The organism is Pseudomonas sp. dw_358, assembly GCF_018449655.1.
Lineage (GTDB): Bacteria > Pseudomonadota > Gammaproteobacteria > Pseudomonadales > Pseudomonadaceae > Aquipseudomonas.
Window position 1 is genome coordinate 1 of the sequence record NZ_JAAVUX010000017.1, and the last position, 13,392, is coordinate 13,392.

The 13,392-nt window shown below is 63.0% G+C and carries 12 protein-coding genes; 10 read left to right on the top strand and 2 right to left on the bottom strand.

Annotated features, from left to right (window positions below):
* Nucleotides 1-309: 309 nt before the first annotated feature.
* The 4 genes from HB675_RS20480 (at nt 310) to gvpU (ending at nt 4,815) form a co-directional block, all read left to right on the top strand.
* A complete protein-coding gene (locus HB675_RS20480; protein WP_213880900.1) occupies nt 310-1,353 on the top strand; it encodes an extracellular solute-binding protein in 1,044 nt (347 codons plus the stop codon).
* Nucleotides 1,350-3,140 (top strand): diguanylate cyclase, encoded by a 1,791-nt coding sequence (locus HB675_RS20485; RefSeq protein ID WP_213880901.1) that lies wholly within the window; start codon nt 1,350-1,352, stop codon nt 3,138-3,140. The genes HB675_RS20480 and HB675_RS20485 overlap by 4 nt, the downstream gene beginning before the upstream one ends.
* A gap of 73 nt (nt 3,141-3,213) precedes the next feature.
* Nucleotides 3,214-4,251 (top strand): FUSC family protein, encoded by a 1,038-nt coding sequence (locus HB675_RS20490; RefSeq protein WP_213880902.1) that lies wholly within the window; start codon nt 3,214-3,216, stop codon nt 4,249-4,251.
* Between the two features lie 81 nt (nt 4,252-4,332).
* A complete protein-coding gene (gene gvpU / locus HB675_RS20495) occupies nt 4,333-4,815 on the top strand; it encodes a gas vesicle accessory protein GvpU (protein WP_213880903.1) in 483 nt (160 codons plus the stop codon).
* Nucleotides 4,816-4,822: 7 nt separating this feature from the next.
* On the opposite strand, the gene HB675_RS20500 is transcribed toward gvpU, so the two are convergent.
* Nucleotides 4,823-5,503 (bottom strand): DJ-1/PfpI family protein, encoded by a 681-nt coding sequence (locus HB675_RS20500; protein ID WP_213880904.1) that lies wholly within the window; start codon nt 5,501-5,503, stop codon nt 4,823-4,825.
* Between the two features lie 93 nt (nt 5,504-5,596).
* On the opposite strand from HB675_RS20500, the gene HB675_RS20505 reads away from it, so the two are divergent.
* Complete coding sequence (locus tag HB675_RS20505) at nt 5,597-6,550, top strand: GlxA family transcriptional regulator (RefSeq protein WP_213880905.1); 954 nt, start codon at nt 5,597-5,599, stop codon at nt 6,548-6,550.
* Nucleotides 6,551-6,675: 125 nt separating this feature from the next.
* Here the strand turns inward: HB675_RS20505 and HB675_RS20510 are convergent, their stop codons facing one another.
* Nucleotides 6,676-7,296: a helix-turn-helix domain-containing protein gene (locus tag HB675_RS20510; RefSeq protein WP_213880906.1), complete on the bottom strand. Its 621-nt coding sequence runs from the start codon at nt 7,294-7,296 to the stop codon at nt 6,676-6,678.
* A gap of 235 nt (nt 7,297-7,531) precedes the next feature.
* On the opposite strand from HB675_RS20510, the gene glnT reads away from it, so the two are divergent.
* The 5 genes from glnT to HB675_RS20535 all read left to right on the top strand — a co-directional run bounded on the left by glnT (nt 7,532) and on the right by HB675_RS20535 (nt 13,369).
* Nucleotides 7,532-8,866 carry a type III glutamate--ammonia ligase gene (gene glnT / locus HB675_RS20515; protein ID WP_213880907.1) on the top strand — a complete coding sequence of 445 codons (1,335 nt, stop codon included), beginning with the start codon at nt 7,532-7,534 and terminating at the stop codon, nt 8,864-8,866.
* A gap of 74 nt (nt 8,867-8,940) precedes the next feature.
* Entirely contained in the window at nt 8,941-9,846 is a 906-nt protein-coding gene (locus tag HB675_RS20520) for a glutamine amidotransferase family protein (protein ID WP_213880908.1), read from the top strand.
* A gap of 13 nt (nt 9,847-9,859) precedes the next feature.
* Nucleotides 9,860-10,543, top strand: a complete 684-nt coding sequence (locus HB675_RS20525; protein WP_213880909.1) for a protein glxC — start codon at nt 9,860-9,862, stop codon at nt 10,541-10,543.
* Between the two features lie 15 nt (nt 10,544-10,558).
* Nucleotides 10,559-11,887 (top strand): FMN-binding glutamate synthase family protein, encoded by a 1,329-nt coding sequence (locus tag HB675_RS20530; RefSeq protein ID WP_213880910.1) that lies wholly within the window; start codon nt 10,559-10,561, stop codon nt 11,885-11,887.
* 156 nt (nt 11,888-12,043) lie between these two features.
* Nucleotides 12,044-13,369 (top strand): ammonium transporter, encoded by a 1,326-nt coding sequence (locus HB675_RS20535; RefSeq protein WP_213880911.1) that lies wholly within the window; start codon nt 12,044-12,046, stop codon nt 13,367-13,369.
* Nucleotides 13,370-13,392: the final 23 nt, after the last annotated feature.

The following is a 13,392-nucleotide window of genomic DNA, read 5'->3' on the forward strand; positions in this document are numbered from 1 at the left end:
GCGCACGGACTTTACCAACCAGACGGTTTCGTTGAAGTTGAAGATGCCGTTCTAGTCGATAAACCGCGTCGACTGCATGGAGGGCAAGCGCTGCCACAGGGTGGCGCGCGACAGTGAGCGAGTAGGCGCCGGGCATGCCCGGCCGCCGTCGCGGCTGCCCGCGATGGCGGCACAGCGATGTTGGGTGGATGCCCCTGCTCATGACCACCCATCATCCGACCAAATACCCGACCCAGACACCCACGTAGCCAAGCAAAGGCAAAACGCCATCTGTATAGTGGCACCATCCCCTGCCTTTGGGCGTCGTCCATGAATTACCTCGGCCCGCTGTGGTTACTCCTTTCGTTGCTGCTGGTTTCGACCCAGGCTGGCGCCGATCCGCAGACCCTGCGCGTGCTGGCGTGGCCGGGGTATGCCGATGCGGATCTGGTGGCCAGGTTCGAGCAGCGCTACAAGGTCAAGGTGGAAGTTACCCTGGTGGGCAGCGACGAGGCGTTGCGCAACAAAATGGCCGAGGACCGTGGCGGTAATTTCGATGTACTTGCGGCCAACACGGCCGAGGTGCATCGCTACGCCGATCAGGGGCTGTTGCAGCCGTTGAAGCCTGAGCAGATCCCCCACACCGCCAACCAGCTCACGCGCTTTCGTGACTACTCGCGCATTCCCGACCTCGTTGTGGCGCAGCACCTGTACGCGATCCCCTATGCTTGGTCGGACATGGGCCTGATCTACGATCGTCAGCAGTTCAAGCAACCTCCGGACTCCATCAGCAGCATGTGGGACCCGAAGTATCAGGGCCGCGTGCTCGCGTTCAACACCAGCAACCACAATTTCTCCCTGGCCAGCCTCTCGCTGGGCGGCGACCCGTTTCACATCCCCAGCGCCGAGTTTGCCCGGGTCTCTGATCGCTTGATCGAGCTGCGGCGCAATGTCCTGACCTTTTATTCCCTGCCGGAGGAAGCCGCCGACCTTTTTCGTCGTCACCGTGTCGCCCTGTTGTTTGCCAACTATGGCCGCCAGCAACTCAAGCAACTGCGCGACGCCGGGGCCGACGTCGGTTATGTCATCCCCCGCGAGGGCGCACTGGCCTGGCTCGACTGTTGGGCCATCAGCCGTGGAGCCAAAGACACCCGCCTGGCCAGCGAGTGGATCGACTATATGCTCGAACCCCAGGTCAGCGAGGCACTGAGCACCCGTCAAGGCCTGTCCAATACCTTGCAAGAGCCGGACGACGCCAGTTCGGCCAGCCCCTTGATCTGGATTCGTCCGGTGGAAGACGACAGGCGCCGCGCTGCTCTGTGGCAACTGATCGTCTCCGGCGAGCGCCCACCCTTGGTGGAGACCTCGCCATGAAATTCGGTATCGCCTTCAAGCTCGGTTGCCTGCTGGCCCTGTTCGGCGTGATTCCGACCATCCTGGCTGGCTATTACAGCTATAACAGTAGCCGCGAGCTGATGCTCCAGGCTGCCGAGCGCGACCTGCTGACCTCCGCCCAAGTGCTGGGGCGCAACCTCAACAGCAGCTTGCGCAACATTTCCCTGGACGCTGGGGTGCTGACCAACGGCCCCCAGGTGCATGACCTCGATCAACTGAAGAATCCGGCCCAACTCAAGACCGTGCAGGACAATCTGGCCCAGTCATTCCGCGCCATGCTGCTGGCCCACCCGGACTACATGCAGATCCGCCTGATCAGCGCCCGCGATCACGGCCTGGAGTGGGTGCGTGAGGACCGCGATGGCGACCGGATCATCCGGGTCGAAGGTGCCGACCTGCAGGAAAAGGCCCACTATGCCTACGTCTTCGAGGCGCTGCGTCTGGCACCGGGGCAGGTGCGCATTTCCCCCATCGAGATCAACCACGAACAAGGCGCCCACTCGGGGCTGGGCAAGCCGACGCTGCACGTCTCCACGCCAGTGGCGGACGCTTCGGGCAAAGTCTTCGGCCTGGTGGTGATCAACGTCGACCTCGACCAGTTGTTCAGCCAGCTGCAAGGCGACCTGCCAAAGGAGTACCAGGTCTACCTGGCCAATCGCTGGGGCGATCTGCTGGTGCACCCGGACCATCGCCGCACCTTTGGTTTCGACAAGGGTCGACGTCTTTTTCTGCAGGATGAATTTCCCGAGGTCAGTCGTTTGCTGAGCGACACCGGCCCCTCCACGGTGATCAGCCGCAGCGTCGAAGCGCAGGCCCGGCAGAGCGCCGACCGGCTGGTGGCCGCTTTCGTGCGCCTGTCCAGCGACAGTGCGGGGTCTGAACCCTTCATCGTGCTGGGCCTGGGTCAACCCCAGGGCCACGTGCTGGAGCAGGCGGCGAGTGCCGGAAAGAACATCGCCCAGATCGCGCTGTTTTTCAGCCTGCTGGCACTGTTCGTGGCCTTTGTCGCGTCGGGCGCCCTGATCGCACCGTTGCGCAAGATGACCGCCGCCGTGGAGCTGTTCTCCCGTGAGCGCAAGATCAGCCAGCTTGAACCACGGCGGGACGAGTTGGGGGTGCTGGCCCGCAGTTTTCTGGCAATGAAGCAGGAAATTCTCAGCCAACTGGAAGACCTGACTCGCAGCCGCGCGGCGTTCGAGCATCTGGCTCGGCATGACCCACTGACCGAGCTGCCCAACCGGCGCATGTGCTTCGAGCAGCTCGAACAAGCCTTGTTGGTCGCCCGCCAGCACCATCAGCAGATGGCCTTGCTGTTCGTCGATCTGGATCACTTCAAGCAGATGAATGACCAGTACGGCCACCGCTTCGGCGATCAGGTGCTGGTAGCGGTGGCCAAGCTGTTGAGCACCTTCAGCGAAGAGCCGGACAACGTCGCGCGACTGGGTGGTGACGAGTTCGTGATTTTCTTTCGCAACGTGCGCCATCCGCAGAAAATCACCGCCTTGCTGCAAAAGCTCCACCAATGCTTCCAGCTGCCGCTGGTGATCGAAGGCCAGCGCGTGAAAATCCACGCCAGCATGGGCGTCAGCCTTTTTCCACGGGATGGCGACGACATCGGCACGCTGATCCAGCACGCCGACCACGCCATGTACGCGGCAAAGAGTGCCGGGCGCAATCGTTACTCGTTCAACCAGGTGGAAGACAGCCACACTGTGTCATGCGGCCAGACTCAGGGTTCGCCGAGCCGGCTGACGCTGGATGAATAATAGTTAAAGCGCTGGCCGGGAACGGCCGGGCGCCGAGCAGGGTCACAGCTCGGTCCATCGTCCAGAGTCCTTCATGTCCGATATTTTCTCCCGCCAGCAATGGCTGCTCGCCCTGGCGTGCATGCCGGCGTTGCTGTTGATCCTGCTGTTCGGATTCGTCACCGATCACCTCGCGCCTTGCCTGATCATGCTGGGTGGAGCGTTTACCGTCGGCTTCGGCGCGTTCAAGAAGTTCTCCGATTACCCCTTGGCGCCGATGCTGATCGTTGCCGTGGGCATGGTCGCTTCGGCCTGGCTGGGTTCGCTGGTGGGCAACCACCTGTATTGGCTGCTGCCGGTGGCTGCCATGCTGGCCGCGCTTTGTGCGTGGATGGCCGAGGTCGAGGACGCGTTGTGGTGGATCGTGTTGCAGTGGTCCATCACCTTGTTTGTGGCCGCGGCCTACCCAGGAGGCATCGAGGCGGCCAACCACCGGGCGCTGTTGATCATGCTTGGCGCCGGGGTCCAGCTGGCGGCGTTTACCTGCTTTCAGAAAGCCGTCTACCGCGCCCAGTGGACCTTGCGTCATCACGGCCTCAAGGCCAACTGGCAGCGGGTACGTGGCGATTTTCATGCCCGTTTTCGCCTGGGGCGTTACGGCGTGTATGCCGCTTCGGTGGTGGTGCTGTGCCTGGTGACGGTGCACCTGACCGCCCTGCATTACGGTTACTGGGCGCCGATGACCGCGCTCATCATTCTCAAGGTGTCGCCTCGCGACACCCTGACCAAAGGCCGCCAGCGGATGCTCGGAACCTTGGGCGGATGCCTGGCCGCCACGTTGGTCGTGCACCTCAATGCGGGGCACAGGGTATTGGCACTGATCAGTGTGATCACCGCTTTCGCCGCCTATGGGCTGCAGAACGCCCGCTATGCCGTGTTCACCATTTTTGTCACCGCCACGGCGGTACTGACCATCGCCCTGGGCGGCAACCCGGAATGGAAAGCGGCGCTGGAACGGTCGGTTGCCACGTTGATGGGTGGCGGCCTGGCGATCATGGTGCTGGCCTTCGAAACCTGGGTGGCAGGCCACCTCCTGCCCGCGCGACAAGCGGCGCAGTTGGCAAAGGATTAGACCCCGACCTTGCCGGACGCTGGTTCTCTCCTACAGTGAAGTAAGGAATTTTCCGTTTTCCATCATGGCAAGGGCCATACCATGACTGACAGCACAGCAGCATCCAGCACCGATTCGGCACAAGCGGTCCTCGGCGACACCGGGTTTCTCAAACAGGAGTGGGAAGGGCGGCAGACCGACTGGTTGCTGCAGTGGTTTGTGCAGTTCGTCAACAAAACCCCGGTGGAGGTGGGGATCACCTTGTCCATTGGCGGCGGGCTGGTGTCCGGCATCCTGATCTCCCATCACCAATACTTCGAAGAACTGGCGGCCGACTTCTCCAAACCGTTCGAAGCCTTCGCCGGCCCCGAAGCCGAGCACGTCAAGGAGCTGGTGCTGGGCTTCATCGCGCCGCCCACGCCCCCTGGCGAGAAGGAACCGGCCATGCAGTTCCTCCATCTGCGCGATGCCCGGCTGTACTCGGCGGGCGGGGGCGAAGCCATCCCGACCAAGGGCGCGTTGTGGCGTGGCAAGATTTCGGCAGTCGACGGCTTCTCCATGGGTGGCTTGAGCGCCAACCAATAGCCGGGGTTCAGCCGAGCTGCGCTGCCGCCCGGGCGACGATCTCACCGCGTCTCGCCCGTGATGCGGCGGTGTTCTGCTGTCCCTGGGCGAGCACCTCGGCCGGCGCGCGAGACGGCGTGCCGCTATCGAAGGGCGGGGCGGGCGCATATTCAATCTGCAATTGCAGCACTTGCGCGGTGAGCGGATCGAACAGCTCGGCGGCCAAGGTCAGGGCGAAATCGATGCCTGCCGTGACACCGCCGCCGGTAATCAGATTGCCGTCACGCACCACCCGCTGATCCACCGCAACGGCCCCCAGTGGCGCCAGCAGGTCGTGATAGGCCCAATGGGTGGTGGCGCGGCGCCCCCGCAGCAGCCCGGCAGCCCCCAGCACCAATGACCCCGTGCACACCGAGGTCACGTATCTCGCGGTGGCCGCTTGGCGGCGCAGAAAGGCCAGCACGTGTTCGTCTTCCATCAGCGCCTCGACACCCGAACCGCCTGGTACGCAGATCACGTCCAGCGTGGGGCAGTCAGCGAAGGTCATGTCAGGGATCAACCTCAACCCGGTGCTCGAACGCAGCGGCGCCAGATCCTTCCAGATCAGGTGCACCTGGACACCCGGTAGCGAGGCCAGCACGTCGAAGGGACCAGTGAGGTCCAGTTGCTGGACGTCGGGGAACAACACAAAACCGATCTGCAGGCTCATGGGCTTGCCTCTTTGGCGAACGAGAAGTGGACGAGGCACAGGTTAACGAACTAGGCTCTGGCGTATTCGCCAATAAACCCACGAATCACGCCAATGAAAGCCATCGACGTACTGACCTTTGCCGACGCTCAGTTATTGGACGTCACCGGGCCCTTGCAGGTGTTCGCCTCGGCCAACGACATTTACCGCCAGCGCGGCCTGCCGGCGCCCTATGCCGCGCGGGTGGTGGCGGCCGAAGGGGGCGCGGTGCGCTCGTCGTCGGGCCTGGCCATGGTCGCCGAGCCGTTGCCCGATTCACCGTCCGACACCTTGGTCATCGCCGGGGGCTGGGGTGTCTATTCAGCCTCGCGGGATCGGGCGCTGGTGCGCTGGATTACTCGGCAGGCGCACAGCGCCCGGCGGGTGGCCTCGGTCTGTTCCGGCGCTTTTCTGCTGGCGGCCACGGGGCTGCTGGAAGGGCAGCGGGTGGTCACCCATTGGTCGCGCTGCGAAGAGTTGGCCCGGCAGTATCCGGGCTTGCAGGTGGAGGCCGATTCGATCTTCATCCAGCAGGGCAAGCTCTGGACCTCGGCGGGAGTGACTGCGGGGATCGATCTGGCTTTAGCGTTGGTGGAGGAGGACTTGGGCCGTGCGCTGGCACTGGAAGTCGCCCGGCAACTGGTGGTCTTCTTGAAGCGCCCCGGCGGGCAGTCGCAGTTCAGCGTGGCCTTGACCCAGCAACAGCAGGGCAGCCGTTTTGGGGTGTTGCATGAATGGATCGGCCAGCATTTGAACGGGGACTTGTCCATCGCGGTGCTGGCGGCGCAGGCGGGCATGAGCGAGCGCAGTTTTGTCCGGCATTACCGTGCCGAGACCGGCCAGACGCCGGCACGGGCGATTGAGCTGATTCGAGTGGAGGCGGCAAGACAGCTGCTCAGTGATACGCCTGCATCGATCAAGCGGGTGGCGCGGGAGTGTGGGTTTGGCAGTGAGGAGACCTTGAGGCGCAGTTTTCATCGGGTGATGGCGGTGACGCCGCAGGCTTATAGGGAACGGTTCAGTGCATGAGCGTGACCGGTCTGGCTAAAGACGGTCGTGCCAGCGCGTTTGACTCATGCGGCAAACCTTGGGCAAGGCCCCGTTGGAAAACCGGGGGCCGACCTACTACGGCGAACCCATGCCGGGCTCGACCGCTATTCCGATGGACTTCCATAATTCATGATCGACAACAGCTTGATCGGCACTTGCACCAACTGCTCCGGGCCATGGGGCACGTCGCCATCGAACGTCAAGCTGTCGCCGGCTTGCATATGATAGAGCTGATTGCCATGTCGGTAGATCAGCTCACCTTCGAGCAAGTGCAAAAACTCGGTGCCGGGGTGGGAGAAAGTCGGAAACTCCTCGCTGGCATCATCCATGGTTACCCTGTACGCCTCGAAGCTCTTCTTCGGCCCGCGGGTATGGTTGAGCAGGTGGTAAGTATGGCCTTTCTCCGTGCCGCGCCGCACCACCTCCAGCCCCTCGTCGGCCTTGACCAGCAGGGCGCTGCCGCCTTGTTGGTCATACTGGCTGAACAGCTTGGACATGGGCATGCCGAGTACGTCGCACAGGCGGCTGAGGGTGTCCAGGCTGGTGGAGACCTGGGCGTTTTCGATCTTGCTCAGCATGCCCTGGCTGATACCGGCGATACGAGCCACATCCGAGAGCTTCAGGTCCTGGGCCTGGCGCTGGCGTTTGACCTGCATCCCCAGGTACTGCTCGAGCTTGAGGCGCGGCTCGGTAGCGCTTTTGATAGTGGCGTCGGGGATATTCATGTGGGCCTGCACGGTTTCTGTTCGTGAAAGTTAGTTTCGCACCAAGAATGAACATTTATCAGGTGCTGGTCCAAGCGTCGAGGGCGGTTATTCCCTCTGAGAAAGCAATATTCCCATATATACAGAGAAAATGCCTGCCACGGGAGTTCCGTGCCGAGGATGGAAAAGGTTGGCAAGGGCTTTGCATTCCTAAAGGGAAAGTATCTTTCCTAGTCGGAATATGGAGCGAAATGCAATGTTGCCAGCAGAGACCCAGCGGCTGATCGAAGAGCACGGCATCAAGTACGTGCTGGCCCAGTTCGTCGACATCCACGGCTCGGCCAAGACCAAATCGGTGCCGATTTCGGGCTTGCAGACCGTGGCGCAAGAGGGTGCGGGCTTTGCCGGTTTCGCCATCAGCGGCATGGGCATGGAGCCCCATGGCCCGGACTTCATGGCCAAGGGCGACCTTTCGACCCTGACCCCGGTGCCATGGCAGCCAGGCTATGGCCGCGTGGTGTGCATCGGTCACGTCAACGGTGAGCCTTGGCCCTACGACAGCCGCTACGTGCTGCAACAGCAGGTCGAGCGCCTCAAAGCCAAGGGCTGGACGCTGAACACGGGCCTTGAGCCGGAATTCAACCTGATGCGCCGCGACGCCGCCGGCAAGCTACAACTGGTAGACCCCAGCGACAACCTCGACAAGCCTTGCTACGACTATAAAGGCCTGTCCCGGTCCCGTGCGTTTCTGGAGCGCCTGACCGAGTCCTTGCAACCGGTGGGTTTCGACATCTACCAGATCGACCACGAAGATGCCAACGGTCAATTCGAAATCAACTACACCTACAGCGAGGCCATGGAGTCGGCCGACCGCTTCACCTTCTTCCGCATGGCCGCCGGTGAAATCGCCAACGACATGGGCATGATCTGCTCGTTCATGCCCAAGCCTGACCCGAAACGCGCCGGCAACGGCATGCATTTTCACCTGTCCATCGCCAGCGCCGAGAGCAAGAACCTGTTCTTCGACGCCAGCGACAAGCACGGCATGGGCTTGTCGAAGTTGGCCTATCACTTTGCCGCCGGCCTCCTGGCACACGGCCCGGCCTTGTGTGCCTTCGCCGCGCCCACGGTCAACTCCTACAAGCGCCTGGTGGTGGGCAACTCCCTGTCTGGCGCCACCTGGGCGCCGGCGTTCATCGCCTTCGGCGCCAACAACCGCTCGGCCATGGTCCGCGTGCCTTACGGGCGCCTGGAGTTCCGCCTGCCGGACGCCGGTTGCAATCCCTATCTGGTCAGCGCCGCGATCATCGCCGCCGGCCTGGACGGTATCGAACGCCAGCTGATGCCCGACCAGATCTGCAACGAAAACCTCTATGCCCTGGGCCTGGACGCCATTGCCGCCAAAGGCATCAAGACCCTGCCGCAGTCGCTCAAGGAAGCCTGCGATGCGTTGGAAGCCGACCCGTTGTTTGCCGAAGTGATGGGCAAGGAAATCGTCGGTGAATTCATCAGGCTCAAGCGCATGGAATGGGTGGAATACAGCCGCCATGTGAGTGACTGGGAAATCCAGCGCTACACCGAATTTTTCTGATCGCGCCACGTTAACCGCGTTTTTCGGACGCCCGACCTGTGGGTAAGGGCGTCTTCTGCCCAGGAGTTTTGGATATGTGTGGAATTGTGGGTCTGTACCTCAAGAACCCCGCGCTGGAATCCCAGCTCGGCAAGCTGTTCGAGCCGATGCTCGAAGCCATGACCGACCGCGGCCCGGACAGCGCCGGCTTTGCCATCTATGGCGATGAAGTGGGCGATGGCTGGGTCAAGCTGACGCTGCAGGCCACCACCGAAGGCTTTGATTTCACCGCCTTGATCGCCGCCGTGCAGACCCGTCTGAACGTACCGCTGGACTGGTTTCAGAACGCCAGCGCTGCCGTGCTTAAAATACAGACCGAAGAGGCCGTTGTTCGCGCTGCCCTCAAGGAACTGGCCCCCAGCGTACGCATCATGAGCGCCGGCAAAAGCATCGAGATCCTCAAGGGCATGGGCCTGCCCAAGGAAATCTCCGAGCGTTTCGGCCTGGGCAGCATGAAGGGCAGTCACATCATCGGTCACACCCGCATGGCCACGGAAAGCGCGGTGACCATGGAAGGCAGCCACCCGTTTTCCACGGGCGCCGACCTTTGCCTGGTGCACAACGGCTCGTTGTCCAACCACTTCCGCCTGCGCCAGGAGCTGCGCCGCGAAGGCATCCATTTCGACACCGAGAACGACACCGAAGTGGCCGCCGGCTACCTGGCCTGGCGCCTGCTGGAAGGCGACTCGCTCAAGCAGGCGCTGGACAACTCGCTGGAAGCCCTGGACGGTTTCTTCACCTTTGCCATCGGCACCCGCAATGGTTTTGCGGTGATCCGCGACCCGATCGCCTGCAAGCCAGCGATTCTCGCCGAGACCGACGACTACGTCGCCATGGCCTCGGAATACCAGGCGCTGTCGAGCCTGCCGGGGATTGAACACGCCAAGGTCTGGGAGCCGGCACCGGCCACCATGTACATCTGGGAACGCGAGTCGGCTTAAGGACCCCATCATTATGAAAACCATCGATCTGTCTGTTTCCACGGTGCGCGACCTCAACCAGGCGCTGCACGACCAAGTCAAGAATGTCGAAGACCGCGAGTGGGTGGTGACCCATTCCAATGGCGCCCACAACCTGGCCGTCGGCGTCAACGAAGCCATCTCCATCGATATCCAGGGCCATGCCGGTTACTACTGCGCGGGGATGAACCAGAAAGCGTCGATCACCGTGCACGGCAACGTCGGCGTCGGCTGCGCTGAAAACATGATGAGCGGCTACGTGCGGGTCAAGGGCAGCGCTTCGCAAGCCGCCGGCGCCACCGCTCACGGCGGGCTGCTGGTGATCGAAGGCGACGCCGGGGCCCGCTGCGGGATCTCCATGAAGGGCATCGACATCGTTGTCGGCGGCAGCATTGGCCACATGAGCTGCTTCATGGGCCAGGCCGGGCGCCTGGTGGTCTGCGGCGATGCGGGCGATGCCCTGGGCGATTCGCTTTACGAGACGCACATCTACGTGAAGGGCAGCGTCGAATCGCTGGGCTCGGACTGCATCGAGAAAGAAATGCGCGGCGAGCACCTGGAAGAGTTGCAGGAACTGCTCAACCGGGCCGGCTTCGAGCACAAGGCGGCTGACTTCAAGCGCTACGGTTCAGCCCGTCAGCTGTACAACTTCAAAGTCGACAACGCCTCCGCGTACTGATCAGGAATCCTAGCCATGAGCGACAAACAACCGCCAGTACTGCGCGAGTCGGCCACCTTCGACCGCCTGACCATCCAGGAAATCCAGCGTGCCGCCGAGACCGGCATCTACGACATTCGCGGCGGCGGCACCAAGCGCAAGCTGCCGCACTTCGACGACCTGCTGCTGTTGGGTGCCAGCGTGTCGCGCTATCCGCTGGAAGGCTATCGCGAGAAATGCGGCACTGACGTGATTCTCGGCAACCGCTTTGCCAAGAAGCCGCTGCACCTGAAGATTCCGGTGACCATCGCCGGCATGAGCTTCGGCGCTCTGTCGGCCAACGCCAAGGAAGCACTGGGCCGTGGCGCTACCATTGCTGGCACGAGCACCACCACCGGTGACGGCGGCATGACCCCGGAAGAGCGCGGCCAGTCGCAACACCTGGTCTACCAGTACCTGCCGTCACGCTACGGCATGAACCCCGACGACCTGCGCAAGGCAGACGCCATTGAAATCGTCCTGGGGCAGGGCGCCAAGCCGGGCGGTGGCGGTATGTTGCTGGGCATGAAAGTCACCGAACGCGTGGCTGGCATGCGCACTTTGCCGATTGGCGTGGACCAGCGCTCGGCCTGCCGTCACCCGGACTGGACCGGCCCGGATGACCTGGCGATCAAGATCGCCGAGATCCGTGAAATCACCGACTGGGAAAAACCGATCTACGTGAAGATCGGCGCAAGCCGCCCTTACTACGACGTCAAGCTGGCCGTGAAAGCCGGTGCCGACGTGATCGTGCTCGACGGCATGCAGGGCGGTACGGCGGCGACCCAGGAAGTGTTCATCGAACACGTCGGCATCCCGATCCTGCCGGCCATTCCTCAGGCCGTGCAGGCGCTGCAGGAGATGGGTATGCACCGCAAGGTGCAGTTGATCGTCTCCGGCGGCATTCGCAACGGCGCCGATGTGGCCAAGGCCATGGCCCTGGGGGCGGACGCCGTGGCCATCGGCACCGCCGCGTTGATCGCATTGGGCGACAACCACCCGCGCCTGGACGAAGAGCTGAAGAAAATCGGTTCGGCCGCCGGTTTCTATGACGACTGGCAGAACGGCCGCGACCCAGCCGGTATCACCACTCAGGACCCGGAGCTGTCCAAGCGCCTGGACCCGATCGAGGGCGGTCGCCGCCTGGCAAACTATTTGCGTGTACTGGTGCTGGAAGCCCAGACCATGGCCCGCGCCTGCGGCAAGTCGCACCTGCATAACCTCGATCCCGAGGACCTGGTGGCATTGACCGTGGAATCGGCGGCCATGGCACGGGTGCCGCTGGCCGGGACCAGCTGGATTCCAGGGTCGGGGCAGGGGTATTGAGCCTGGCTTGTTGACCGCGTAACGGCCATCGCGGGCAACCGCCTTGGCGGTTGCCCGCGATGAGGCCGTTGAATGCACGGCAAAACGAGAGGCCGACCCCACGGCCCGCACCACCGACGACGCTGCCCTCATTTCCATGTGCAGGAGCTTTTGAAAATGGTCAAACGTCTACCCGCTCTATCCCTGCCGGGCCTGCTCCCGCTGGCCTTGCTGTCGCCTCTGGCGCACGCCGCCGACACCCCCGTCCTGAACAATGGCAGCACCGCCTGGATGATTACCGCCGCAGTGCTGGTGCTGTTCATGTGCCTGCCGGGCCTGGCGTTGTTTTACGGCGGCCTGGTGCGCGCCAAGAACATGCTCTCGCTGTTCACCCAATGCTTCGGCGTGGCCGGTCTGGTGGGGGTGCTTTGGGTCATTTACGGCTACAGCATGGTGGTCGACACCACCGGCATGGTCGATGGCCAGGTCACCTTCAACAGTTTCGTCGGCGGCCTGAGCCGCGCATTCCTGGCTGGCATGACCGCCGACAGCCTGGTGGGCGATATTCCGGAAGGGGTGTTCGTGACCTTCCAGATGACCTTCGCCATCATCACCCCGGCGCTGATCGCCGGCGCCTTTGCCGAGCGCATGAAGTTCTCCGCCGCGCTGTTGTTCATGGCCGCCTGGTTTACCTTGGTCTATGCGCCCATCGCGCACATGGTCTGGGGCGGCGCCGGGGCCTTGATGCACAATTGGGGCACGCTGGACTATGCCGGCGGCACCGCCGTGCACATCAACGCCGGCGTCGCCGCGCTGGCGGCCAGCCTCATGCTCGGCCGTCGCAAGGGCTACCCCCACGAGCCGATGCCGGCGCATAACCTGAGCCTGACCATGACCGGCGCGGCCATGCTCTGGGTCGGCTGGTTCGGCTTCAACATAGGCTCGGGTGGTACCCTCAACGGCACCGCCGGGGTGGTGATGCTCAACACCCAATTGGGCGCGTGCGCTGGAATACTCGGCTGGATGTTCACCGAGTGGTTCAAGGTCGGCAAGCCCAGCGCCCTGGGTCTGGCCAGCGGAGCCTTGGCAGGTCTGGTGGGGATCACGCCGGCCTGCGCCTACGTCGGGGTGGGCGGTGCGCTGGCCATCGGTCTGCTCTGCGGGGTGTTCTGCTACCTGAGCATTGCCTTGCTCAAACGCCACTTCAGCTATGACGACACTTTGGACGTGTTTGGCCTGCACGGTATTGGCGGCATCATCGGGGCCTTGCTGACCGGCGTCTTCTGTGTGCCATCGTTGGGCGGCTATGTGCCGAACGTGACCATTGCCGGGCAGTTGATGGCGCAGATCAAGGGTGTGGGATTCACCTTCGTCTACTGCTTCGTGGTCAGTTGGGTGGTGCTCAAGGTGATCAAGGCAGTCATCGGCCTGCGCGCCCACGCGTCGGTGGAGGAGTTGGGGCTGGACATGGGCGAGCACAACGAGCGTGCCTATAACCATTGAGGAAGTCGACGCCGAACCCTGCC

Excerpts from the sequence above, each read along its gene's own strand:
- HB675_RS20480 (WP_213880900.1), top strand. The coding sequence starts at position 310 with ATGAATTACCTCGGCCCGCTGTGGTTACTCCTTTCGTTGCTGCTGGTT.
- HB675_RS20485 (WP_213880901.1), top strand. The coding sequence starts at position 1,350 with ATGAAATTCGGTATCGCCTTCAAGCTCGGTTGCCTGCTGGCCCTGTTC.
- HB675_RS20510 (WP_213880906.1), bottom strand. The coding sequence starts at position 7,296 with ATGAATATCCCCGACGCCACTATCAAAAGCGCTACCGAGCCGCGCCTC.
- HB675_RS20490 (WP_213880902.1), top strand. The coding sequence starts at position 3,214 with ATGTCCGATATTTTCTCCCGCCAGCAATGGCTGCTCGCCCTGGCGTGC.
- glnT (WP_213880907.1), top strand. The coding sequence starts at position 7,532 with ATGTTGCCAGCAGAGACCCAGCGGCTGATCGAAGAGCACGGCATCAAG.
- HB675_RS20530 (WP_213880910.1), top strand. The coding sequence starts at position 10,559 with ATGAGCGACAAACAACCGCCAGTACTGCGCGAGTCGGCCACCTTCGAC.
- HB675_RS20535 (WP_213880911.1), top strand. The coding sequence starts at position 12,044 with ATGGTCAAACGTCTACCCGCTCTATCCCTGCCGGGCCTGCTCCCGCTG.
- HB675_RS20520 (WP_213880908.1), top strand. The coding sequence starts at position 8,941 with ATGTGTGGAATTGTGGGTCTGTACCTCAAGAACCCCGCGCTGGAATCC.
- gvpU (WP_213880903.1), top strand. The coding sequence starts at position 4,333 with ATGACTGACAGCACAGCAGCATCCAGCACCGATTCGGCACAAGCGGTC.
- HB675_RS20505 (WP_213880905.1), top strand. The coding sequence starts at position 5,597 with ATGAAAGCCATCGACGTACTGACCTTTGCCGACGCTCAGTTATTGGAC.
- HB675_RS20500 (WP_213880904.1), bottom strand. The coding sequence starts at position 5,503 with ATGAGCCTGCAGATCGGTTTTGTGTTGTTCCCCGACGTCCAGCAACTG.
- HB675_RS20525 (WP_213880909.1), top strand. The coding sequence starts at position 9,860 with ATGAAAACCATCGATCTGTCTGTTTCCACGGTGCGCGACCTCAACCAG.